The following is a 23,390-nucleotide window of genomic DNA, read 5'->3' on the forward strand; positions in this document are numbered from 1 at the left end:
ATGTATACACGTTCCCCCTCTTCACAGTTAATTGTTCATCATATCGATTTCATCAAAAAAACCGCCCTGACCGAAGTCAGAGCGGAGTCCTATTATAAGGCGAAAATCGCTGCAGATACACCGACGACACCAACGAGCGCCATCGCATATACCGGCACACGTGGCATTTCGCCATTGTTGTCGAGCGCTTTCCCGAACATATAGAAGACGATTGGGTGCACGAGGAACGGCATCGAGAAGATGAGCGGGATGAGAAGCGAGGCTTCCGTCCCGAACATTCCACCTTGAACCGCTGCGAACAAGCCGAAGTGCGAGATCGCTGACGATTGTGCCATCGTCGTGTAGTCAAATGCGATCGTGCTGAACGTCAAGATGACGAGACCACCGAAGACGGCCATCATCTGCCACCCGAACGAGAACTGCATAAGGGCTTTGACTTCTTTGAAGTCTTCCCCGTTCGCCGCGCGTAAGTTTTTCAACGCGAGCGCAGTGAGTACGAGACCGACCAAGACGATGATGGCTGTCGGCCAAATCCAGAGAGCACCGTTGTCGGCACTGACCGCGAGGATGGAGAATACGAAGATATGTCCGAAGAACGGGATGTTGATCATGATTGGCGCACGTTTCGCTGCTACTTGACCGAAGTCACCAGCCGTACACGCTCCTGTAAGACCACTGTGTGAAAGTGAACCTGCCATACCTGGTGCGAGGTTACGGATGTGACCCGTGCGAGCGAACCACATGATGAGTGCGATTCCACCGAACATCCAGAACAACTGACCGAAGAAACCGTACACGAGAATCGAATTCATGCCTTCGATTGCGAACGCGTCACCGATTCTTGAACCCCCGACCATGAAGTTGGCAGCCAAGACGACCGGAATCCCTGCGAAGAGAAGCGCGCGGACAGTCGGTCCATACGTCCAGTTATGGAAGATGGCACCGAGTGCTGACGAAATCAACATCGCGAAGAAGATTTGCGGAAGTGCGATAATTGGCTGAATCGCTGTCGCAATCAAGAACGAAACGAACAAGATGACAAGCAAGAGAACTGTCTCGATAAGACCTTTTTGCATGTATACTTTCTTGTCCTGAATTTGTGCTTTATGGTCGATGAGTAAGAACGACACGGCAAGACCGAGGAGTGCGAGGATTGGGTAGTAAAGCGCAATCCCTTCTGCCGTACCTGGCTCGATTGCCATACGGAAGAACCCTTCCAAACCGACGAGCAAGAAGAACGAACGAAGGATGAAGATGAACTGCGTACGTCCTGTCCCGAGGAACATTTCCTCTTTGGCAGGAATGACGATGTCCTCCATGTCGAGCTCTTGTTTACTCAAGATTTTACGAAGTTCTTGTCCGCCGACGAAGAATGAAACGACTAACGCAATGATCGTCGTCCGTGACAAGAAGTCGACGAGCGGGAATTCAGGAAGACCCGGCGTCGCGATACCGAGCTCGACCATACCGAATCCGAGACCGAGACCGAAGATGACGATGACGAGGATCGGTGAGAAGCGCGTCCCAGCCACGACCATACGAGATAAAATGACCATTGGAATGACGAAGACCATAAGCAACCAGAATTGGTTGATGAGTTGCATTTGAGATAATTGCTGTACAAGTTCCATTGACTAACCCCTAACATAATTTTTAGCACACAATATCGAAGTGTACAGGAATGAACATTGTGTGACAATAGGGTGTGATGTTTTGTAAACATTGAAAGCGGAACCAAGTGAAATTGGTCCCGCTTTCGTTAGTTATTGGATTGTCTAAGACCCCAAATGCCTTTATTTCCCGTGGAATAAAAGAGGTCTTCTTTTCCGGTAAAGCTCGCCGAATCACTGGAATGCGCACGAATCTGTTTATTGATGTGCCCTTTCCAATCTTTATATCGATCGAGTTCGAGTTGATAGTATGATTTTTCGACATACGCATAAATGTCTTTTAAAGATGCTGTCCCACCGTGGTGTTGGAGGGCGAATTGGATTTTACGTAGTAACAGGCGTTTCACCTTATCCCCACCTCTCTAATTTTTCATTCAACATCACTAAATCAATCAATCTGATGATCGTTGTGCTTTCCGACTGAAGTAGTAATGTAAGCGAACTTCTACAATCTGGCTCACCCATTCATAAACTACCGGATTGCGGAGCGCTTCATTGAATTCGATATGTAGGCTTTCATTTTCTACATAAAACGGTCCTTTGGCAATTTTATCGAATGGCATCCGCACCAACAATTTTTCAATCCGTTGTTGATGGAAAGGTTGCTGAAAGTCTTTTGTCTTTCCATCAATCTGTTGACGATAAGGCACACTCGTCAAGTAATCATAAAACGGATAAGCTGCATCAGATGCTTTCAAAGGAGTGTACCACATTTGTTTTCCCCGCTCTAACATGACGGATAATACAACCATCTTATAACTTGTTGTAATTCTTGTATCCTCCACTTCATACAAAAGAGGATACATATTTTCAAAAACACTTAACTCACCGTCTGTTAACTCACCAATCTTCTTTAAAAAGCCGAAGAAGCCACTAAAGTGCTTCCTTTCGGATTGATACGCCTCCAATGAATATTCGCCTCGTTGAATTAGTTCTAGGTAGGTCGGTCGTCTCCCTAGCTCTTCCTTCACCATGAAATAATTTCGTTCTAATAATTGATGTCGTGTCGAAGAACGAATCATCATTTTCTTCAAAAGATCGACAGTCTCTAAATCAAATTCGATTGTACACGAAGTAGGTAAGCTATTTGATGTTGGAACCTTCTTCAGTGAATCTGGACCGTCTGTCGTCAATAGCGCCAGTTTCTTATCAATATTTTTATAGTTCCCGATCAAATCGATGATTGTACAATGCGTCTTTCCTTTTGATAGACGTAGTCCTCGTCCGATTTGCTGGGTGAACACTGTCAATGATTCTGTCGGACGACAGAACAATAGCGTATCGATTTCAGGGATATCGACACCCTCATTAAATAAATTCACTGCAAAAATGATGTCCAATTGCCCATGCTTTAACTGAGTAATCACTTCGGTGCGATCATACTCGGCCTGACTATGAAGCGCTACCGCCTGCACTCCTTGTCTCCTAAAATAATCCGCCAAATATTCAGCTTGTACAACGGAAGAACAAAATCCTAGTGCTCTCGATTGATGATGTTCTGACCAAGCCTTGTAAATCTTCTCGGCAACACTTTCTTTTAACTGTTCTGCCAATAACTCTTCTTGATCGTAACGACGTCCATTGATAAGACGAATCTGAGAGTAGTCGATTTCATCATAAATTCCAACGTAATGAAACGGGGTTAAAAACGATTCTTCAATCGCTTCCGTAAAGTGCATCTGGAAAGCGACGTTATCATCACAAAGTGCATATACGTCTCCTCCGTCTAATCGGTCAGGTGTTGCAGTCAAACCAAGTAAGAACTTTGGTTGAAAATAATCTAGCACCCGACGGTAGGAAGGAGCAGCCGAATGATGGAACTCATCCACGATAATCAAATCGAATTGCTCCGGGTCATATTGCTCCATTCTTTGCTTCGAAGCTAACGTTTGAATCGAGGCGAACACGACATCAGCAGTTTCTTGATTTCGTGATTCACCTCCAAGGAGTAATCCTGTCTTCCAATCCGTTGCCACATTGAGAAATGACTTTTCTGCCTGTAACAAAAGTTCCTTTTGATGCGCAACGAAAAGGATACGGTTGAATTGACGAGCAAAAAATGCACTTAAATACGTTTTTCCTAATCCAGTCGCCAAAACGAGCATCGCTTTTTTTCGACCTTCCGCCATCGTCTCTCGGAGTGCCAACAATGCCGCATCTTGGACAGACGTCGGTGTAATCGAATCATCTTCTATGTAAACGGGAGAGTGTTCAGCGACCTCCAGCTCCTTCATTCGATCCTTTCGCGCTTCATACTCTTCGCGATAAGACTGTAACGAGACTGGATTCATCATTTGCGCATATTCACTATAAAATAACTCATGGAACGCAGCGACTGACTCCTCAAAAACCTCCTCTGATACACTTGAAGGAATCTCAACATTCCACTCCACACCATGATTTAGCGCACTATGCGATAAATTCGAGGAACCAACAAAAAATGTACCGCTTTCCATTGTTCGGAACAAATATGCCTTTGGATGGAACGACCTTCCTTTTGAGCGGTATAGCCGGAGCTCAATATTCGGTATTTGTAATAGAATATCCAGTGCATCAGGATCGGTGAGGTACAGATAGTCTCCTACCAAAATTCTGATTTGAGCATCGCTTTCACTCGCTTGTTTTAATGAAGAATATAATTCCTTCACTCCCGACACTTGAGCAAACGCGACGACCATATAAATTTCAGTCGCCGCGTCTATGTGTTCTTGTAAAGGGATGCCCAGATTGCTCGTATGGAGTCGTAAATCACTCATGATCAAGGACCTCTTCTAAAAATAGCCCCTTTTCAAAACCACCACGTTTTTTGCGTTTCTCTTCACGAATCTGATTCAATTCATCGAAGTCTGCCCCATGCATGTTTCCAAGTGTATAGACCAACTCCAAAATGTCAGCTAACTCTTCAAGAGACTCTTCATCAATGTTCGTCTCTTCATACTCTTTGATTTCTTCATAGAGTTTCAAACGTGCTTGCTCAAAGTGTTCGGCTTGAGTAAGTTGCTTCACAATCGGGATTTTTCCTGATTCGTGAATAATTTCAGGAATGCGGTCACGGATTAATTTATTGTACTCTTTCCTCATTATTCTCAACCCTTTCTGCATGCATTGCGGTAGATCAATTTCTATTAAAATACTATACTTTCATTATACCCAATTATTTGAAGGTTTGTTTTATGAAATAGGAGGCTGTATCTAATTGATTACTTCAGAAATCCAATCAATATTTAACGTATTTAATAATGATTTTATTTACGAAATTCCTGATTTCCAAAGAGATTTTGTATGGGGGGAAGAAGAAGTTACACAGCTCTTTAAAGATTTTAATGAAGACACAGAAGAATTTACAAAGGAAAGTTCGTTATTAGACGGCTATTTGTTGGGAAATATCGTGTTGATTAACAATGATCACCAACCTGCAAACAAAATTGTGATTGATGGTCAACAGAGACTTACAACCCTTTCGTTACTATATAAAGTTCTAGAAGAAACAATTGATTATCGTTTACATCAGAATAAAAGCAGCTTTGATACAATTCAAAAATGGATGAATGTCCGAGGTGAATTAAACAAAGGGTATGGATTATTTGACGATGATGCAAATTTTAAAACTTCTAAAATACAGCATCACAAAAGCTTAGAATTTGGTAGTACTTATCGGCACATTATTCGCCCAGATTCTAATTCGAAAAACCTATCTCAAACTTCTACTCAAATTGAAGAAGTATATGATGTATTAAAAGAAGAACTCGCTAAATTAGATGATCAGAAATTATTGAAATTTGTAAACTACATAAAACATAAAGTCATGTTAATTGTAACTACTGCACCGACATTATCTAAAGCATTTCAATTATTTGAAATCTTGAATAACAGGGGGAAAGATTTAGAACCACTAGATTTAATAAAAAACATGCTTTTAAAAAATCTTGCTAAAGATTTCTATAGTGACGATGAACGAGATAAGTTTACTGAGATGTGGAAAAAGTTTAACAACAACCTCGTACTCAGTCCCAAAAGAAAAGTTGAATCTTCAACCTTCCTAAAGCATTATTTAGTAGGAACCACTGGAGAAAACATTCGTAAAGATAAACTCTTTAACTATTATTCAGAACTAAATCCATCTAAGGAAGAAGTTTTATCAATCGTTTCAGAGATGCATGATGTTTCATACACTTACGGAAAATTAGAACGTAAAGAGTTTGAAGGATTCATTAAAAATACTCATTTACTCAATGTTTTATTCAAACTTTTGAACTTAAAACAGGCACAAACAATCCTCATTCCATTCTACAATGAATCAGAACAAAGAAAATCAGAGATTGTTGATTTGGCAATTCGATTGGGTGCAAGTGTTATTTTCTCTTATACGCAAACTAACTATATTGAAGCTGAAATACCTTCGTTGATAAAAAAATATAATGCAAACTTAAAGCGAGAAGGGCAAGACCAAGCTTATCATCAATTCGTAAGTGAGTTAGAAAGAAGAATTTCAGAGAAAGCTAAGCTTGCAAAAGAAGCTGTATTTGCTAGAAAATTTGAGAACACCAGAGGAAACTACAATAAAAAAGGTTACGACTTGCTCCGTTTCATCGAAGCTTATGGTCATTCCGATAACACCGTTCTTCTAACGTCAAACCGAAATAAAAAGGTCACTTTGGAACACATCATGCCAAGAACACCAATTAGTAATGAACTGATAGAAGGTTCCGGCTTTGAAGACTTAGAAGAATATAAAGAATACGTGAATCGAATTGGTAATTTTGCACTTATCGGTAACGATGAAAACTCTTCACTTTCCAATAAACAATTTGATCAGAAGAGATCTGTATATGCAGATTCATCAATTTGGACCACTCAAGTATTAGCAGATCGTTTAATCTCTTCGATGAAGTCTGGAAAAGAAGTACAACAATTCGAAAAAATTAATAGCTATTTGTTTATGGATGAATCTTCTTCAAGTGTTTATTGGACAAAAGAATTAATTCTGAAGCGATCTGAAAAACTTGCAGCGTACTTAGAAGCAGTCCTCACTAACAAATGACCAACTTCATTATCAATTCTTTAAGATATGTATTTAAGAAAAGTGATATCATTTCACTTTTCTTTTTATTTTGTCAATCCACCTCAAACGCCTTCACATACGCCACATGATCCAATATCACAATCAACTCATCCTCAAACTGTACGAAGCCATCGCTCGCATGTCGAAACACTTGAAAGATCGACTCTAATGCCTCATATCGCGTATCCGCCTCCACCATATACGTCAGCACTTCTTCGTTAATTAAATGGAATTCAATTTCGAATGATTTCATCTTCTCTCCTCCTCACTCTTCTATACCCGTTCCCCATTTGAAAAAAATACAGCTATACATTGGAATGTTTTTCCTCTAATCTGAAAATAGTCAGAATATTACGTCCTCTTACATATTTTCACTATAACATAGGTAAAGGAGAGATTTAACGGTATGGCTTATCACTTCACATGCGAACATTTAACAAAACGCTTTGATACGGGTGACGTCAAAACGGTCGCCTTAAAAGACATCAACCTTCGCTTCGAACACGGAGATTTCATCTCCATCATCGGACCATCGGGGTCTGGGAAGTCGACGCTCCTCAGTCTGATCGGTACACTCGACCGCCCGACAGAGGGCACGTTGCTCTTCAACGACGAACCCATCTCGACGCTATCTGCGAAACAGCTCGCGGACTTCCGATTCGAGAATATCGGTTTCATCTTCCAACAGTTCCATCTCATCCCGACACTGACAGCACTTGAGAACGTCATGTCCCCGCTCTTCGGACGAAAAGTCGATTACGACGTTCACGAACGTGCGCTCGAATTATTGAAGGAAGTAGGTCTCGCTGACAAAGTCGATTCGTTGCCCTCCCAACTGTCCGGGGGTCAGCAACAACGTGTCGCCGTCGCCCGCGCCCTCATCCACCGTCCGAAATGGCTCCTCGCCGATGAGCCGACGGGGAACTTAGATACGCACACGGGTGACGTCATCTTCGACCTATTGATCCGCTTGAATCGCGAGAACGGATGTGGCGTCCTCTTCGTCACCCATGACCCGGAACTCGCCGATCGAGCCAACCGAAAAATCGAGATGCGCGACGGGCAGGTCGTCGCCATGAGCGACGTCCATCATGCTTAAGTTCATTTGGAATTCATGGTGGCGGAATAAAGAACGATTCATCCTGCTCATGGTCGGGATGCTCATCGTCAGTACCGGGCTCAGCTATCTTCTCGGCGTGACCCAGGCGAATAATGGGACAGTCGTCAACGAGCTGCAAAAACGTTGGGACTCGTCTTATCACATCGTCGTGCGTCCAGAAGGCAGCCGGAGTGTGACCGAGGACTTGAACCTGCTCGAACCGAACTATATGAGCGGACTCGAAGGCGGGATCACGCGCGAACAGTACGAAACGATTCAACAGATTGCTGACATTGATGTCGCGGCACCAATCGCCATGATTGGGTCGACTTATTCGAGCTCGTTCACGCAAACGCACACGTTTGATAAAGCGGGTCTCTATCGCCTTAAGATGAACACACTCATCGATACAGGCATTGAAAAAATCAATGACTTCCAAGACTTGAAAGCCTACTTTTGGGTCGGCTGGATGCCAAACGGTGATTCCACTCACATCGGCATCGGTCCGACCGCCCTATATGAAGAATTCCCACTCAGTTACGGAAGTGATGTCATGCTCGCGGGAATCGACCCGGTCGCCGAAGCGAAACTCGTCGGGTTAGACGATGCCGTACAAGCGACAGCGTTCAGTCGTTACTTCAATGAAGAGGATGTCCCAGAGCCTTACGATGAAGACATCACGACAATCCCGATTTTGATGAGTACAAAAGACTACGTCGATGCCTCGATCAACTACACCATCGAAGAAGTCGATGCCGATACGAGCGACCAAGAGGCGTTTATCAAAACCTATCTCGAGAAAGGGAAAGGGGAGTATCTAGATAGCTTGAAAGGCACGACAGTCGCCTCATACGACTTTACAGCCCAACAAATGCACGACAATATCACGAAACACATTTTAGAGGGAAAACCGCAGCCACAAGATCCTCGTCTCACCGTGGAATACACTTGGCTTTCCGAGAAGGCGTCACCTCTTGTCTATGAAGGCGTGACGAGCCCGTTCCCGAAACGTTGGCCGTATTCGTATCAAATCAAACCGTTCCTCGCTGAGGGTCAAGTGAAGTATGGTCAAGAAAGTATGTATCGTAAGTCCAATTTATACGCAGAAGACCTTAACGATGCACCGAAAGTAAAATATAACTACATCGGCTTATTCGACCCATCGAAACTGAAGTTGTCAAAAGATCCGTTGACGGAACTCCCGATGGAGACGTATTTCCCGGCAAGCGCCGAATGGGTCATGAACTCGAAGGATGAGCCGGTCAACCCACCGACGACTGTCAAACCGACGAATAACCCATATAGCTTCTTGACGAAACCACCGTCAATGTTGACGACACTCGACGCGGCGTTCGCCATCGCCGGTGACAAGGCCATCTCGGCCATTCGCGTCAACGTGAAAGGCGTGGACGTCTTGAACGAAGAAAGTGAAGCGAAGCTCCAAGCAGTCGCGAAGGAGATTGAAGACAAGACCGGTCTCATCACGGACGTCACGCTCGGTTCGTCTCCACAATACGCCGTCACCTATCTCCCTGGACTTAAAGGAGAAAGTTCGCTCGGTTGGATTCAGCAGCCATGGATTAAAATCGGGTCGTCAATCACGATTTTCCAGGAAGCGAAACTCGGCTTCTCCGGTGTCGTCGCGAGCGTCATCCTCGTCGCGATGCTATATGTATTCAGTTCGAACATCATCATGCTGTACGCACGGAAGAAAGAGTTCGCCATCCTCTTGTCACTCGGTTGGCGGCCGAGTCAGCTGTCGAAACTGTTATTCTTAGAAGCCACGATCCTCGGGTCGATGGTAGCGCTCATCTCGTGGATGATTCTCGGAACGTTCCTTTGGACGGCGGCTGGCTCGACATCGATCACCCGTATCTTATTAATTGGACTCGCCGGACTCTTGATATACTGGCTCGGGACACTCATCCCGATCCGGCTCGTCCGTCGCATCAAGCCATATGAGACGATGCAGTCCGGTGAAGTCTCAAAAGGACGACGTCTCGGCCGCTCTCGCTCAAGCGTCGGTATGAGCTTGAACCAACTCGTGACGTATTGGCCACGGACGTTGTTGTCGATTCTTGCCATCGCTTTACCGACGAGTCTGTTCGGCTTCTTCTTGTTCGTCACGTTCCGTCTCCAAGGCGTCTTGTACACGACGTGGATCGGGGAGTTCGTGGCACTAGAAGTCGGGACGATGCATTACGTTGCCATGGGGGTCGCCTTACTGATTGCGATGCTCACGACGACCGAAATCATGTGGCAAAACGTCTCCGAACGAAAACCGCAACTCGCCGTCTTGAAAGCGCTCGGTTGGCAGAACACGTCCATCCGTCGTCTCGTCTTGACGGAAGGTGCGCTAACCGGATTCTTCGCCGGACTACTCGGTGTGACGTTCACCATCGTTATCGTCACGATCATGTATCAACAGTTCCCGACGTCAGAGCTGCCATTCTTGTTTGCGACCATCTTCATCCCGGTCGTGACAGGTGTCTTAGGTGCACTGCTTCCGGCTGAACGTGCCGTACGCATCACGCCGGCTGAAGCGATTGGTGGGCATGTCGTCAACCAAAAGCAAGTCGAGAAACGATTCCGCTTCGTCCTCGGGACGACGGCGACGGCACTCGTTGTTGGGATCATCAGCTTGTTCGTCTTCACGTCACCAGAAGTCAAACCGGTCACGGAAGAGGCGAAAGCGACACCGGCCCCGACTGCGCAGACGACGGGTGCGAAACAGGCTGATTTAAAAGCTGATAAACCGAAAGAAGCAAAAGACACAACACCAAAAGAAGATGATCTTCAAAAAATCATGAACCTCGGCACGTTCCAAACGTTTATTGGAGATCCACAAATGAAGAAGCGTGAATTCCAAGTTGGACAACCCGTCTTCGCTTCACCGGATGGAACTGAATCGGAAGATGGTAAGCGATTCGTGAGTCTCCCGCTCTCCCTCTTCCATTCAGATGACGGTCAAGGTGGTTATATGGAATATCGTCCAAACGGATTCCGTATGTACACACCAGACGGGACAAAATATAGTCCAGTCGATCTGGTCAACCACAATAAGAAAGCGTTCAAGAACGGTTTTCGTTATTTCACAGGCGAGAAATCCGAAATTGATTTAGTCTTCCTCGTCCCAGAGAAAGAAAAGACGCTCGTCTTGTATGCGTCAAGTGACGCCATGCCGAAAGTGTATACCGTCAAAATTGACGTGCCGTAAACGAAACAACGTCGCCCCGGAGTCGAGGCGACGTTGTTTTTCATTCGGCTTCTTTCACGATTTCGACACGTACTCCTGTGTCCCCGACTTTTCCTAGGTTTTCTACGGTCGGGTCTTCATACGCCAACACATGAAACTCCTGCTCGATCGTACGGATGACATAATGCGCGAGCGCGCCACGGTTACGGTTCACCGGATGAATCGCCATCCGTTCACTGGCGAATGACATCAGGCGTGATGCGGACAGTTTTACAATCGGATGCTCGTTCCATAACCCATCTTCTTTCATTCCGTGCTCTTCTTGTGTCCCTAAAAAGACGGCGTACTGTTCGAAGCGAATTCGGATGCGGTCGCGCTCGGCATCCCATGTAAGGAGCATCGTCGGATTCGCCGCTCCATAAAACGTCCACTCTAACGGATAATACGCCTCATTCTTCATCTGAAACGATTCCATGTCGAGTACGTAGCGTTCGGTCGACATCAAGTAGTGTAAGTCTAGATTCATGAATGATCCCCTCCTAGAACATACAATATCTCCTTATATGACTTCCCCGTCATTACGTGATCCCTCATCAATTTCTACAAATTCTGCTTCGATGATTTCAAGATTTTCACGCTTGACTGCTTCCACACTTTCAATAAACTCTGCTTCCGTCATGTTGACTCCTTCTTCAAGCGCATGCATGAGACGATTGCCCATCTTCGTCATGGATGAGTACGTGATCCCTCCTGAAATGACACCACCTGCGAGTGGGATCATCTTCGAGATCCCTTTGGCGAACGTGTCTTTCGTCATCTTCACGCCAATCATCGCTGACATTTTCTTGATGATTGGATAATATACCGTTTTCATCAATGCTTTGTTCGGGATCTTTTTCAAAGCTTCTTTCGATAATTGTGCAGATAACGCTTTGATCGTAGCCGTCGCGCCACCCACTCCGAACATGACACCTAAAAAGAGAATCAATTCTCCATTCACCCGTTCGACATCTAGTTCCCCATCTTCCCAAAAATCATCGTATCCATACAAATACCCGATTTCTTGCGCCAAACGGAGGGCGAAACCGAAGAATTGTGCTGTATCGGCCGGAATCGTTGCAGCAAGACCGATGCCTCCAGGTAGCCCGGCTGCAAACGATGCACTCGAACTTTTCATCGTCTGATTGGTAATATTTCGCTTCGCTACTTTTTTGATGACTGAAAGAGGGACCTTTGCTTCAAGCGGTCCCTTCTCGACAACCTCTGCCAACTGAGTCGCTGGCACGTACTTACTGAAACTTTGGGCTAAAAATTCTTTTCGATCTACTTTCACTCCAGGCAATTTCACTGCATTCGTCATCAAGACTTCAAACACTTCTGACCCGTTCGCCATGACCTACACCTCAACCTTCTTATGTATCTCGTTCCATAATCTAGTTTTAGTATATCGATTTCCTCACACGAATTGTAAAAAAATTTCCTTTCACCCATATATTTTATATTCAAGGTCCCTGAAATCAAAAAAAGGGAGCATCCAAACGGATTCTCCCTCTCCCCTCAATAAAAGATATACCATAGTGCCGCTGCCACTAAGAACAGCCCGGCCCCGATGAACAAGATCTTTGCCAATCGTTCGTATACCATGTCTTCACCTCACCAATGCCGCGCCGACGACAAGGGAGACCCCAATCGACAGCAAGAATGCCAACAACCCGACGGCGATATTCCCTTGTTGAATCTCATCGTTCACCTTCAGCGTCGGTGTCAAAAATTCAAACAACCAGTATGTCGCAAGGAGCAAAATGAATCCGAAACCACCCCCGACGAAGATGTCGATTGTGCTATCATGATGGCTCTCGACGACCCGGAAGATGTTGGCGAGACCGACAATCTTCCCGCCTGTCGCCAAGGCGACGGCAATATTTCCTTTTTGAATCTCACGCCAATTGCTGTACGGCGTCGTCACCTCGAAGATGGCAAGACCGACGACAATCATCAGTCCCGCCATCGAATAGAGGCCGAACGACTCCAGCATAACGGCAAACGTAATCGTACCCATTCCCGACTCCCCTTACTTCAGTTCGACGACCGTGACACCGAGTCCACCTTCACCCATTCCTCCTGGGCGCTGGGTCTTCACGTGACGATGTCCTTTTAAAAATTCTTGTGTCGCCTGACGCATCGCTCCGGTACCTAATCCGTGGATGATGCGGACGTTATCATAGCCCGACACGAGTGCTTCATCGATATACTTGTCTAGACGCATGAGTCCCTCTTCGACACGAACGCCACGGAGGTCGAGCTCGGACTTCGTCGAGCTCTGACGTTTAAGCGAGCTGCCTTTCGACTGAAGCGACTTCTCTTTCGATGGACCGATCTTCTGAAGGTCGTCCGCTTTGACGTTCACTTTCATGATGCCAACTTGGACGTTATACTCATTGTCATTGATTTGTTTCACGATGTAGCCTTTTTGATTGAACGTCGTCACTTTCACTTCTTCGCCCTTACTGAACGTACGTTTCTGCTGGGCTTTTTGTTTCACTTTTTGGATCTTTTTCTCTTGAAGCGTCGGTTTTGCCGATTCGAGCTCTTTCTTCGCCGCGATAATCTCGTGCTCTTTGACGATTCCTTGCTCTCGGAGTTTCTTCAAGCGGTCGATGACTTCGTTCGCCTGACGCTTCGCCTGCTCGACGGCCTTCTCAGCTTTCGCCTCGGCCGCGCTGTACAAGTTGTCGCGCTCGCGCTCGAATTCGGTCATCTTCGCCTCAAACGCCGCCTGTTCTTCTTCGAAGTCATGGCGCTTGACGATGAGCTCTTGCTCGAGCTGCTCGGCGCGTTGTTTCGCTGCTTCAAGCTCATTGATCATCGATTCGACTGATTCTGCATCACTACCGACGTGGCTACGTGCCTTGTCGATGACTTGCTCAGACAGTCCAAGACGACGACTGATCTCGAAGGCGTTCGAGCGACCCGGTACGCCAATCAAGAGACGGTACGTCGGGCTGAGCGATTCGATATCAAACTCCATCGAGGCGTTCATGACACCTTCGCGGTTATAAGCGTATGCCTTCAGTTCCGAGTAGTGTGTCGTCGCAGCGACACGTGCCCCGCGGCGTTTCACTTCATCTAAGATGGCGATGGCAAGGGCAGCCCCTTCTTGTGGATCCGTCCCGGCACCGAGCTCATCGAAGAGGACGAGTGACATGAAGTCGATTTTGTCGAGCATGCCGACGATGTTTGTCATATGCGAGCTGAACGTCGAGAGACTCTGTTCAATCGATTGCTCATCCCCGATATCGGCATAGACCGCGTCAAACACGGAAAGCTCTGTCCCGAACTCTGCCGGCACGTAGAGACCTGATTGCACCATCAATTGAAGGAGTCCAATCGTCTTCAACGTGACGGTTTTCCCGCCGGTGTTTGGTCCGGTAATGACGAGTGACGTGTAGTCTTCCCCGAGCTCGACCGTGATCGGCACGACCTCATCTTTCGGGATGAACGGATGACGTGCCTGTTTCAATTTGATTTCTCGATTGTCGTTCAACTTCGGCTCGGTCGCTTTCATTTCTTGTCCGTAAGCGACTTTCGCAAAGATGAAGTCGAGTTCGGCCAACACGTCGAGGTTCGTCATGATGGCATCATGGACCCCACCGACCTCGTTCGAGAGGGCACTCAAAACCCGCTCGATCTCAGCACGTTCCTTCAAGCGAACTTCTTGAATCTCGTTGTTGATGGAGACGATGGCCTGCGGCTCAATGAAGAGTGTCTGACCGGAAGCTGACTGGTCATGGACGATTCCGCCGAACGCTTGACGGTACTCTTGTTTGACCGGTACAACATAGCGATCGTTCCGGATTGTGACGATGGCGTCCGAGAGCATCTTCGCATTGTTGCGGAGGATGTTGTCGATACGTGACCGGACACTCCCTTCAAAGCTCCGGAGCTGTGTCCGAAGTCCACGGAGTTGTGGACTCGCGGAATCTTGGACAGTCCCTTGGTCGTCAATCGCATGACGAATCGCCTGTTCGACCTCGATGAGCTTCGTCAACTTGTCCGCATACTCGTCAAGACGTGGAATGCGAATCTCTTCGTTATCCTCGTGAAGCTTCTCGAAGAAGTTCTTCACTTGGCGTCCGCCATACATGACGGCAGCGACGGCGAGCAATTCGCTCGTCGAGAGGACCGAGCCGATTGCGGCCCGTTTCACTTCCGCACGGACATCCGTAAGCCCACCGAGCGGCAGACGGTCACGGAGACGAACGACCTCGGTCGCCTCTTTCGTCACGTTCAAATTTGAGAGCACCCGGTCGTATGAGTAGTCAGGTTGCATCTTCAGCGCCAAATCTTTTCCGAGCGAGCTTGCCGCGTGACCGGCAAGCTGTTGGCGCAATTTTTCATATTCTAATACGCGTAACGCGTGGTCCATCTAGCATGTTCCTTTCTATCGCTTCGCCGCAAAGAACGCCTTGGCGTCTTCAAACGTGAAGCAGTTGATAATATCTGATGGTTCGAGATAGGCTTTCCGTGCGTGCAACACACCGAGGGACATGTCTTCCATCATATCTGGGTGGTGCGTATCCGTGTTGATCATCACTTTGACGCCCGCAGCCTTCGCTTTCTTCAGCGTGGAAGCTGTCAAGTCGAGGCGGTTCGGGTTGGCGTTCAACTCGAGCGCCGTCCCTGTCTCTTTGGCGAGTGCGATCAACTTGTCCTCGTCGATTGGATAGCCGTCCCGACGACCGATGAGTCGACCTGTCGGATGGGCAATCACGTTGACATACGGGGAACGACAGGCGTTCTCCAGACGAGCCATGATTTCGTCGACCGATTGGTCCATCTTCGAATGGATGGAAGCGACGACGTAGTCGAGCGTCTCTAGAAACTCGGGTTCATAGTCGAGTGTCCCGTCAGGACGGATGTCCATCTCGACGCCTCGCAACACGTTCATATCATGTGTCTTCGCGGCCTCGCGGATTTCTTCCCCTTGTGCCTCGAGTCGTTCCTCGGTCAAGCCATTGACGAACGTCAAATACTTCCCGTGGTCGGTGATGGCCATCCATTCATAGCCGCGCCCTTTCATCGCCACGACGATCTCATCGACGGTCAACTTCCCGTCCGACCAGACCGTGTGCATGTGCGCGTCAGCCTTGATATCATCGAGCGTGACGAGCTTCGATAAGTCGTGTTCGAACTCTGCATGCCCTTCCCGAAGTTCAGGCGGGATGAATGGGAGACCGTACCGTTCGAACAGTTCTTCTTCGGTTTCCGGTTGCCACAATCCATCTGCTGTCTCGACCCCATATTCGGAAATGGACTCTCCTTTTGCTTTCGCGAGTTGGCGCATGCGGACGTTGTGGTCTTTTGATCCCGTGAAATGGTGAAGCGTCGCAGCGAACGCGCCTGGCTCGACCATACGGAAATCGACCGATACCATCTCTTCACGTTCGAGGACGAGCGAGACTTTCGTCTCGCCTGCCGCAATCACTTCGTTGATGAACGGCAAAGCGAGCAGCTTCTCACGTAGCTCAATCGGCTCCTCGGTCGCGATGATGAAGTCAAGGTCTTTACACGTCTCTTCGGCACGGCGGAAGCTTCCTCCGACCGAATGACGCAAGACGAGCGTCTCCTTCTCTAACACCTCATTGATTTCTTCAACGATTGGTCGCATGACTGCATAAGCCAATCGTTCTGGACGTGATTCGAGGTTCTTCGCGGCGGCGAGTAATTTCTCCACACTCTTCGCCCCGAAACCGGGTAGTGATGCAGCCGTCCCGTCTTCGAGTACACGGATGAGCGACTCCAAGTCGACGACACCGATTTCACGGAGTTTAGCAAGTTTCTTCCCGCCGAGCCCTTGAATTTTCAAGAGCTTCATCAAACCGAACGGAATCTCTTCTTGCAGTGCTTCAAGTACTTCACTGCGTCCTGTGTCTCGATACTCTTCAAGGACTGCAGCCGTCCCTTTCCCGATTCCTGAGATGGACGTCAAGTCGTCGATGTCCTCGAGTTCAAGGTCCGTGTTCTCTAGCGCTGTCGCCGCCTTGCGGAACGCATTGATTTTAAACGGGTTCTCCCCTTTGATCTCCATATATTGCGCGATTTTTTCGAGCAACATCATCGCTTCTACTTTATTCATATGCTTCCCCCTCTTCACACAGAAAAGACCGAGACACAAGCACTAGCTTGCATTCCGGCCTGTCGTGTCACAACATCTTATTTGAAAACCAATCCGATAGATATGGCGTGTCTTGAATGATATATGTCGCTAGCGACGATTTGTCGACGGCGTTTTGAACGCTCGCCATCGGCACGAACGCGATCACCCAAAGGATGAAGAATGTGATGACATATGCCTCGAAGAATCCTAGGACAGCTCCGATCACACCTTTTAATTGGCGCAAAATTGGCAAGTCCGTCAAGAAGTCGAGCATCGCCAAGATGAGATGCAAGACGAGTTTCGTAATGAGGAACAAGACGACGAACCAAAAGACGTTATAAAATGTCATCTCAATCCCTGAAAGGGAATTGAGGTCCAACACGCCACCCGGGAGCGTTCCGTCGAGCTGAGACGGATACGGGATCCACAGCTTGAACGCTTCGGCTAACTCTTTATAGTACGTATTGGCGACGAGAAAACTGATGATGAGCGCGACCCAATGGCCGAGCTGTAGAATCGCGCCACGACGGAAGCCGTTGACGATTCCGATAAACAAGAAAAACAGTATAAGTAGCGTAACCATGGATTGATTTATTCTCCCATATTTCGTTTAGTTTTGACGTGGTCGCTCGCGATTTGAATCGCAGCCAAGACCGCTGCCTGACGAGCATCTAGATGAGGGGATTGTTCACGAATTTCGCGGATCTTACTGTCGACCAAAAAGCCTACTTCCCTCACATGGTCAGCGGGTTCTTCGCTTACGATCGTATAGTCTTGACCCGCAATGTGAATCGTTGTTCGTTGTAACTGCACGCGCACCCCTCCTTTACGTCTGTCAGAATTAATCATAACATCGTTTTTATATTAGGAAAAGGAGAAGCCCCTTCCCTTGATATGTACAACATTTTCTAATACCCTTCTAAACAGTTGTCAAACGTCTTTCTTTAGAAAAATTGTAAGAGAAGGTGGCAACATTCCGTAAAATGTGCGAAAATATCAACTATTCAAACAAACAGAAAGGGTGATTGATTTGAAATTACGTATTGGCCTCTTAGGTCGCATCATCATCGCGATCGCTTTCGGTATTTTACTCGGGAGCATCGTACCAGAAAGTCAGAACTGGATCGTTCGGACGTTCGTGACGTTCAACACGGTCTTCGGGCAGTTCTTAGGCTTCGCTATTCCATTGATTATTCTTGCTTTTATCATCCCGGGTATCGGGGAACTTGGAAAAGGAGCAGGAAAGCTGGTCGGACTCACAGCACTCATCGCTTACGCATCAACCATCATCGCCGGAACATTAGCATACTTTGCAACAAGCAACTTGTTCCCGCAAATTTTGACACGGTCGACGACAGGAGCCGAAAATCCAGAAGAAGCCTTGTTGAAAGGGTTCATGGAATTTGAGATTCCACCTGTATTCGGTGTCATGACCGCACTTATCTTAGCTTTCGTCATCGGAATCGGGATTGCCGCGATCGAAAGCAAACGGTCACTCGACCTCGCCATGGATTTCCGCGATATCATCGAACTCTTAATCAGTAAAGTCATTATTCCATTACTTCCAATCCACATCGCCGGAATTTTCATGAACATGACGTACGCTGGTCAAGTCGCTGAGATCCTATCAGTCTTCTCGCTCGTCTTCGTCACAATCATCGTCCTTCATTTGACGATGCTCATGATTCAATATTCAATCGCAGGTGGTCTCAACAAAGAGAATCCGTTCAAGTTGCTCAAGACGATGATGCCGGCTTACTTCACAGCCATCGGGACGCAATCATCGGCCGCGACGATTCCAGTCACGCTTCGCCAAGCAAAGTTGAACAACACGGACGAAGGTGTCGCGAACTTCGTCATCCCGCTCTCGGCAACGATCCACTTGTCAGGGTCGACGATCACACTCACATCGGTCGGTGTCGCGCTCATGTACTTGAATGGCATGCCGATGTCTTACGCCATCGTGCTTCCATTCATCCTTGCACTCGGTGTGACGATGATTGCAGCACCAGGTGTACCGGGTGGAGCCGTCATGGCATCGCTTGGATTGTTCGGCTCGATCCTCGGGTTCGACGCAACGATGCAAAGCTTGGTCATCGCGCTCTATTTGGCACAAGATAGCTTCGGGACAGCGACAAACGTCACGGGTGACGGTGCCATCGCGAAGATTATCCACTACTTCAAACACAACACAAAACTTCTCGACAACACGTCATCGAAACAAGAAGATATCGCATAATGAACGACTTATAAACGGGCAAGCCATCAGGTTTGTCCGTTTTTGTCTACATATAATAAAGGAGAGAACCATATGGAATGGATGGAATGGAAGAACCCTGATCACTTCTCAGACCGCGTCATGACGGCATTACTCGACGAGGAGGCAAAGAATAGCCTCATGATTGGCGTCTTGAATAACGTCAAACAAGGAATTTATGAAACGTTTCATCAGTTCACAGTCGAAGAGGACGGAGAGCTTCTCGCCATCCTCCAAGTGACACCACCGCATCCACTTCACTATATCGTCGTGAAGAAGGAGCGCTTGGACCTTCTCCCGTCTTTCATCATCCCCCACCTTTTGAAAGAAGAAGTCCCCTTCTCGGAAGTCGTATCGGAACGACAACAGGCGGAACGGTTTGCGACAGCGTGGCAAGAGATTACATCTGGGACGAGCGAGATGTTCATGTCCCAAGGTCTTTATCGCCTCGACAGCGTGGAAGACATCGACATGGCGACTGGGAGGATGCGAGAAGCGACGGTTGCCGATCAGGCGCAGCTTGAGGCTTGGTATAGTGCCTTCGAAGCCGAATCAGGTCTCCGTTCATCTCCACCAGAGAAAGTAACAAAAGCCGTACAGACGATGCTTGAAAGGGAAGAAGCTGTCTTTTGGGAAGTCGATGGACAGGTCGTCTCGTGTGCGAAACACGCACGTCAAACAGAGAACGGAATCACTGTTTCGTTCGTCTACACATCACCTAGTGCACGAGGAAAAGGGTATGCACGAAGTCTCGTCGCCGATCTCAGCCGACAGTTACTCGAGACAAAATCATTCTGCGTCCTCTACACTGACTTGACGAACCCGACGTCGAACAAAATCTATCGGGAAGTCGGTTACCAACAAATCATGGACTCTGCCTGGGTCCGACTCGCTAGATGAAACACATCGCCTCCCCTATACTAATAGAGGAGGCGATTTTTCATGAACAGATTATTCGGTTGGTGGCTACGTATCCCGCGACAAATCCGAGTGACCGCTTTGACACTTGTCACGCTCGCGATACTCGGCTATATGGTGTTCCTCGGGGGCCGGAGCATGCTCGATGACCCAAACTTCGATACGCTATGGCTCAGCGTCATCGGTGCCGCACTCTTGACGTTCATCGTCTATCAGGCAACAAAAAAGTGATCGACGCGTTCGTCGATCACTGTCTTTGTGTTTAGAAGAATGATGCTGGGTTAACTGTGCTTCCCGCGCTCGATGAAGAGTACGAATAGCCGCCACGGTGAATCTCGAAGTGAAGGTGTGAACCTGTCGAGTTCCCTGTGCTACCCATGCCGCCAAGGTTTTGTCCTTGTGACACGCGTTGACCCGCAGAAACTGATACCGAGCTCATGTGAGCGTATACCGTCGTCCATACTTGCCCGTTGATCACGTGTGCAATCATAACATGGTTTCCGTATGCGCCACCCCAACCTGCACGGAGGACCGTACCTGTTTGTGCTGCATAGATCGGTGTACCGACTGGACCTGCGATATCAAGACCGTTGTGGAACGAGTAGCCGTTCGCACCGCTTGCTGGACCCCACCCTTGTGAGAGGCGACCGCTTGCTGGACGTTGGAACATGCCACCGCTTGCTGGTGCAGACGCTACCGGTGCTGTTGAAGCACTTGAACCGCTATTCGAGCTTGAACCTTGTTGCTTTTTCGCCGCCGCAGCTGCTGCCGCTGCACGACGTGCTTCTTCTTCAGCACGACGTTGCGCTTCGATTTCTGATTGAATCGCTTGTTCTTGAGCTTTGAGCGTATCTTCCATCTCTTGAAGGCTCATGAGTTTCGATTCGAACTTCACTTTTTCAGCTTCAAGTTTCTTGATTTTCGCAGCGCGCTCTTTCATTTTTTGATCGAGCTCTTTCTGACGTTTTTCAAGTTCTTCTTTTTGCTTCACGAGTGAATCGCGCTCTGCTTTCAAATCAGCTTGCGCTTTCGCGAGTTTTTCTTTCGTTGCTTCGTATTCTTCGAAGATTTGTTGGTCGTTCTCTTGGATCGTACCAGCTGTGATCATGCGTGTGATCAAATCACCGAAGTCTTTAGAACCGAAGATGAACTCAGCCCAGTTGACTGACGAGCCACCGTTCTTTTGCATCGTCGCCATACGATCTTTCATAAGATCTTCTTGTGCTTTCATTTTCGCTTCGTACTTTTTAATTTGTGCTTGAAGCTTTTTAATCTTTTCTTCAGTTGCACGAATCTCAGCTTTTTTCTGAGCGACATCGTTGATGACGTCTTGGAGTTCAGCATCTAACTTGTTGATCTCTTGTTGCTCTTTGCTGATGGCTTGCTCACGTGATTGAATCGAAGAGTTTGCTTTCGACTGTTCACTGCTATTCTTTTGTCGTTGTTCTTGTACTTTCTTCTGCTTCTCTGTAAGTGAGGCTGCATAAGTCGGTGACGTTCCGCCGATCAAGAGTGCGCCTAGAGTGACTGTTGCTGCAAATTTCTTCAAGTTACCCAATGTGCTTCCCTCCGCTGATTCCCGTGTAGTTTTTATCTATAGTCGTGCAATTATTTTTTATAAGATAAGTCGCGACATTTCGTTCGCTCTGTGACTCATTATAGCAATCTAAACCAAAAGTTATTTTACACTTATATTTCATTCGTATGACATTGACCTAATTTAGGTTTTATCCTTTAAAAAACGTGGGTATAGACAATATTTTGTTTGGTTCGTTGTCACAAAATAGTTTTAAAAAGAAAAAAAGCACTTCAAGAAAGCGCTTTTCACATAGTAACCCATTCATTTTTTTGACTACCTTAAGGCAACATAACCGGTCCGTTTGCTATTTTTCCGTTTCGAACGAAGTAATAACAACCCACCGAATAAGATGACACCTGCGGCAGCACCTGTACTATCCAAAAGGACATCTTCTAACAGCGCGGTCCGTTCAGGAGTCAAACTCTGATGATACTCATCAAAAATCGCCACCGTGTTCGCAAGTGCCCAGGCGAAGAGTAAGTTCAGTCCCGCATGAAGATTCGTTCGCGAGATGGCCTTCACGAATAATGCACCGAGAACGAGGAACGTGACGACATGTGCCGTCTTCCGCATAAAGAACTCAATCAATCCTGTCGTCCCCAACGTATCGAGCGAGATTTCCTTTCCTGCATAGTCGAACTGCACGTTCGCTAGCGTTGGTTCGATCCAGCTCCAATTGAATCGCTCGAGTGGCGAAACGATAGACTGGTCCGAGTAAGGCGTCGCACTTGATAAAAAGAGTCCGATTAAAATAAGCGCAATCCATATAAATTCATTTTTTAAAAATCGCATAACACCGTTCCTTTCTACAACGTTTTTCATTATACGGATTCTTTCTTCGGAATGATGTAACAGCGACATCATGATTTCATAACAATTTGATTGCACGCAACGCGTTCAAGTTCGAGTCTGCCTCCTTCTCTTGGTATACTACAAAAAAAGGGGGAATTATCATGATTTATGATTTTGAAGCAGTAGACATGAAAGGACAATTACAACCGTTAGCTACATATAGAGGCGACGTCTTACTCATCGTCAACACGGCGAGCAAATGTGAATTCACACCGCAGCTCGAAGGCCTCGAGTCACTTTACAACACCTATAAAGGACAGGGCCTACAAATCTTAGGTTTCCCGTGCAACCAGTTTGGTCATCAAGACCCGGGCTCCAATGAAGAAATTCAAGAGTTCTGTCAACTGAATTACGGGGTATCGTTCCCGATGTTCGCGAAAGTCGACGTGAACGGCAAGGATGCCCACCCACTCTTCACCTATCTCTCAAAAGAAGCGCCCGGGCTTCTCGGGTCGAAGGCGATCAAATGGAACTTCACGAAGTTCTTAGTCGATCGTGATGGAAACGTCATCGAGCGCTTTTCGCCACAGACGACACCGGCTGAAATTGAGGATGCGGTGAAGAAACTGATTTGACCTCATCCTGAAGGCGTAGATTGAT

The 23,390-nt window shown here is 47.2% G+C and carries 21 protein-coding genes; 7 read left to right on the top strand and 14 right to left on the bottom strand.

Annotated elements, in window-relative coordinates; translation table 11 throughout:
* Positions 1–92 precede the first annotated feature (92 nt).
* The 4 genes from KOG47_RS09575 to KOG47_RS09590 form a co-directional block, all read right to left on the bottom strand.
* On the bottom strand, positions 93–1,631 hold the full coding sequence (locus tag KOG47_RS09575) for a hypothetical protein (RefSeq protein ID WP_215244127.1): 1,539 nt from the start codon (positions 1,629–1,631) through the stop codon (positions 93–95).
* Positions 1,632–1,759: 128 nt separating this feature from the next.
* Positions 1,760–2,017, bottom strand: a complete 258-nt coding sequence (locus KOG47_RS09580; RefSeq protein ID WP_078146508.1) for a hypothetical protein — start codon at positions 2,015–2,017, stop codon at positions 1,760–1,762.
* Positions 2,018–2,062: 45 nt separating this feature from the next.
* The gene (locus tag KOG47_RS09585; protein ID WP_251131826.1) at positions 2,063–4,426 is read right to left on the bottom strand and encodes a DEAD/DEAH box helicase family protein; all 2,364 of its coding nucleotides are present in this window, start codon (positions 4,424–4,426) and stop codon (positions 2,063–2,065) included.
* On the bottom strand, positions 4,419–4,751 hold the full coding sequence (locus tag KOG47_RS09590) for a nucleoside triphosphate pyrophosphohydrolase (protein WP_215244128.1): 333 nt from the start codon (positions 4,749–4,751) through the stop codon (positions 4,419–4,421). The genes KOG47_RS09585 and KOG47_RS09590 overlap by 8 nt, the downstream gene beginning before the upstream one ends.
* 115 nt (positions 4,752–4,866) lie before the next feature.
* On the opposite strand from KOG47_RS09590, the gene KOG47_RS09595 reads away from it, so the two are divergent.
* The gene (locus KOG47_RS09595; protein ID WP_196430391.1) at positions 4,867–6,711 is read left to right on the top strand and encodes a DUF262 domain-containing protein; all 1,845 of its coding nucleotides are present in this window, start codon (positions 4,867–4,869) and stop codon (positions 6,709–6,711) included.
* Positions 6,712–6,784: 73 nt separating this feature from the next.
* On the opposite strand, the gene KOG47_RS09600 is transcribed toward KOG47_RS09595, so the two are convergent.
* Positions 6,785–6,985, bottom strand: coding sequence for a hypothetical protein (locus KOG47_RS09600; RefSeq protein WP_215244129.1), 201 nt, complete (start codon positions 6,983–6,985; stop codon positions 6,785–6,787).
* A gap of 153 nt (positions 6,986–7,138) precedes the next feature.
* Between KOG47_RS09600 and KOG47_RS09605 the strand changes: the two genes are divergently transcribed.
* Positions 7,139–7,831, top strand: a complete 693-nt coding sequence (locus KOG47_RS09605) for an ABC transporter ATP-binding protein (RefSeq protein WP_196430389.1) — start codon at positions 7,139–7,141, stop codon at positions 7,829–7,831.
* Positions 7,824–11,048 (top strand): ABC transporter permease, encoded by a 3,225-nt coding sequence (locus KOG47_RS09610; protein ID WP_215244130.1) that lies wholly within the window; start codon positions 7,824–7,826, stop codon positions 11,046–11,048. The genes KOG47_RS09605 and KOG47_RS09610 overlap by 8 nt, the downstream gene beginning before the upstream one ends.
* Positions 11,049–11,088: 40 nt before the next feature.
* Here the strand turns inward: KOG47_RS09610 and KOG47_RS09615 are convergent, their stop codons facing one another.
* The 7 genes from KOG47_RS09615 to zapA form a co-directional block, all read right to left on the bottom strand.
* Complete coding sequence (locus KOG47_RS09615; protein ID WP_211781530.1) at positions 11,089–11,553, bottom strand: hypothetical protein; 465 nt, start codon at positions 11,551–11,553, stop codon at positions 11,089–11,091.
* A gap of 33 nt (positions 11,554–11,586) precedes the next feature.
* On the bottom strand, positions 11,587–12,420 hold the full coding sequence (locus KOG47_RS09620) for an EcsC family protein (RefSeq protein WP_215244131.1): 834 nt from the start codon (positions 12,418–12,420) through the stop codon (positions 11,587–11,589).
* Between the two features lie 255 nt (positions 12,421–12,675).
* Positions 12,676–13,086, bottom strand: a complete 411-nt coding sequence (locus tag KOG47_RS09625) for a DUF350 domain-containing protein (protein ID WP_031421322.1) — start codon at positions 13,084–13,086, stop codon at positions 12,676–12,678.
* A 12-nt stretch (positions 13,087–13,098) separates the two neighbouring features.
* Positions 13,099–15,453, bottom strand: a complete 2,355-nt coding sequence (locus tag KOG47_RS09630) for an endonuclease MutS2 (RefSeq protein ID WP_215244132.1) — start codon at positions 15,451–15,453, stop codon at positions 13,099–13,101.
* A gap of 15 nt (positions 15,454–15,468) precedes the next feature.
* The gene (gene polX / locus KOG47_RS09635) at positions 15,469–17,163 is read right to left on the bottom strand and encodes a DNA polymerase/3'-5' exonuclease PolX (protein WP_215244133.1); all 1,695 of its coding nucleotides are present in this window, start codon (positions 17,161–17,163) and stop codon (positions 15,469–15,471) included.
* Positions 17,164–17,230: 67 nt separating this feature from the next.
* Positions 17,231–17,767, bottom strand: coding sequence for a CvpA family protein (locus KOG47_RS09640; protein WP_031421319.1), 537 nt, complete (start codon positions 17,765–17,767; stop codon positions 17,231–17,233).
* Positions 17,768–17,775: 8 nt separating this feature from the next.
* Positions 17,776–17,997: a cell division protein ZapA gene (zapA, locus tag KOG47_RS09645; protein WP_015881047.1), complete on the bottom strand. Its 222-nt coding sequence runs from the start codon at positions 17,995–17,997 to the stop codon at positions 17,776–17,778.
* Between the two features lie 217 nt (positions 17,998–18,214).
* Here zapA and KOG47_RS09650 point away from each other — a divergent pair, with 217 nt between their 5' ends.
* The 3 genes from KOG47_RS09650 (at position 18,215) to KOG47_RS09660 (ending at position 20,590) form a co-directional block, all read left to right on the top strand.
* Positions 18,215–19,423, top strand: a complete 1,209-nt coding sequence (locus KOG47_RS09650; protein ID WP_015881046.1) for a dicarboxylate/amino acid:cation symporter — start codon at positions 18,215–18,217, stop codon at positions 19,421–19,423.
* A 72-nt stretch (positions 19,424–19,495) separates the two neighbouring features.
* A complete protein-coding gene (locus tag KOG47_RS09655; protein WP_215244134.1) occupies positions 19,496–20,341 on the top strand; it encodes a GNAT family N-acetyltransferase in 846 nt (281 codons plus the stop codon).
* A 42-nt stretch (positions 20,342–20,383) separates the two neighbouring features.
* Entirely contained in the window at positions 20,384–20,590 is a 207-nt protein-coding gene (locus KOG47_RS09660) for a hypothetical protein (RefSeq protein ID WP_159561936.1), read from the top strand.
* Between the two features lie 31 nt (positions 20,591–20,621).
* On the opposite strand, the gene KOG47_RS09665 is transcribed toward KOG47_RS09660, so the two are convergent.
* Together KOG47_RS09665 and KOG47_RS09670 are read right to left on the bottom strand one after the other, a co-directional pair.
* Complete coding sequence (locus KOG47_RS09665; RefSeq protein WP_196430379.1) at positions 20,622–21,917, bottom strand: murein hydrolase activator EnvC family protein; 1,296 nt, start codon at positions 21,915–21,917, stop codon at positions 20,622–20,624.
* Between the two features lie 294 nt (positions 21,918–22,211).
* Positions 22,212–22,730 (bottom strand): VanZ family protein, encoded by a 519-nt coding sequence (locus KOG47_RS09670; RefSeq protein ID WP_214691190.1) that lies wholly within the window; start codon positions 22,728–22,730, stop codon positions 22,212–22,214.
* A gap of 158 nt (positions 22,731–22,888) precedes the next feature.
* Here KOG47_RS09670 and KOG47_RS09675 point away from each other — a divergent pair, with 158 nt between their 5' ends.
* A complete protein-coding gene (locus KOG47_RS09675) occupies positions 22,889–23,365 on the top strand; it encodes a glutathione peroxidase (RefSeq protein WP_215244196.1) in 477 nt (158 codons plus the stop codon).
* Positions 23,366–23,390: the final 25 nt, after the last annotated feature.

This window comes from Exiguobacterium sp. s121 (assembly GCF_018617245.1).
GTDB lineage: Bacteria > Bacillota > Bacilli > Exiguobacteriales > Exiguobacteriaceae > Exiguobacterium > Exiguobacterium profundum.

Bases quoted from the DNA above. Each gene is read 5' to 3' on its own strand.
- KOG47_RS09640 (WP_031421319.1), bottom strand. From the start codon at position 17,767: ATGGTTACGCTACTTATACTGTTTTTCTTGTTTATCGGAATCGTCAAC.
- KOG47_RS09655 (WP_215244134.1), top strand. From the start codon at position 19,496: ATGGAATGGATGGAATGGAAGAACCCTGATCACTTCTCAGACCGCGTC.
- KOG47_RS09590 (WP_215244128.1), bottom strand. From the start codon at position 4,751: ATGAGGAAAGAGTACAATAAATTAATCCGTGACCGCATTCCTGAAATT.
- KOG47_RS09630 (WP_215244132.1), bottom strand. From the start codon at position 15,453: ATGGACCACGCGTTACGCGTATTAGAATATGAAAAATTGCGCCAACAG.
- KOG47_RS09620 (WP_215244131.1), bottom strand. From the start codon at position 12,420: ATGGCGAACGGGTCAGAAGTGTTTGAAGTCTTGATGACGAATGCAGTG.
- KOG47_RS09660 (WP_159561936.1), top strand. From the start codon at position 20,384: ATGAACAGATTATTCGGTTGGTGGCTACGTATCCCGCGACAAATCCGA.
- KOG47_RS09625 (WP_031421322.1), bottom strand. From the start codon at position 13,086: ATGGGTACGATTACGTTTGCCGTTATGCTGGAGTCGTTCGGCCTCTAT.
- KOG47_RS09670 (WP_214691190.1), bottom strand. From the start codon at position 22,730: ATGCGATTTTTAAAAAATGAATTTATATGGATTGCGCTTATTTTAATC.
- KOG47_RS09600 (WP_215244129.1), bottom strand. From the start codon at position 6,985: ATGAAATCATTCGAAATTGAATTCCATTTAATTAACGAAGAAGTGCTG.
- KOG47_RS09615 (WP_211781530.1), bottom strand. From the start codon at position 11,553: ATGAATCTAGACTTACACTACTTGATGTCGACCGAACGCTACGTACTC.
- KOG47_RS09575 (WP_215244127.1), bottom strand. From the start codon at position 1,631: ATGGAACTTGTACAGCAATTATCTCAAATGCAACTCATCAACCAATTC.
- KOG47_RS09585 (WP_251131826.1), bottom strand. From the start codon at position 4,426: ATGAGTGATTTACGACTCCATACGAGCAATCTGGGCATCCCTTTACAA.
- polX (WP_215244133.1), bottom strand. From the start codon at position 17,163: ATGAATAAAGTAGAAGCGATGATGTTGCTCGAAAAAATCGCGCAATAT.
- KOG47_RS09610 (WP_215244130.1), top strand. From the start codon at position 7,824: ATGCTTAAGTTCATTTGGAATTCATGGTGGCGGAATAAAGAACGATTC.
- KOG47_RS09605 (WP_196430389.1), top strand. From the start codon at position 7,139: ATGGCTTATCACTTCACATGCGAACATTTAACAAAACGCTTTGATACG.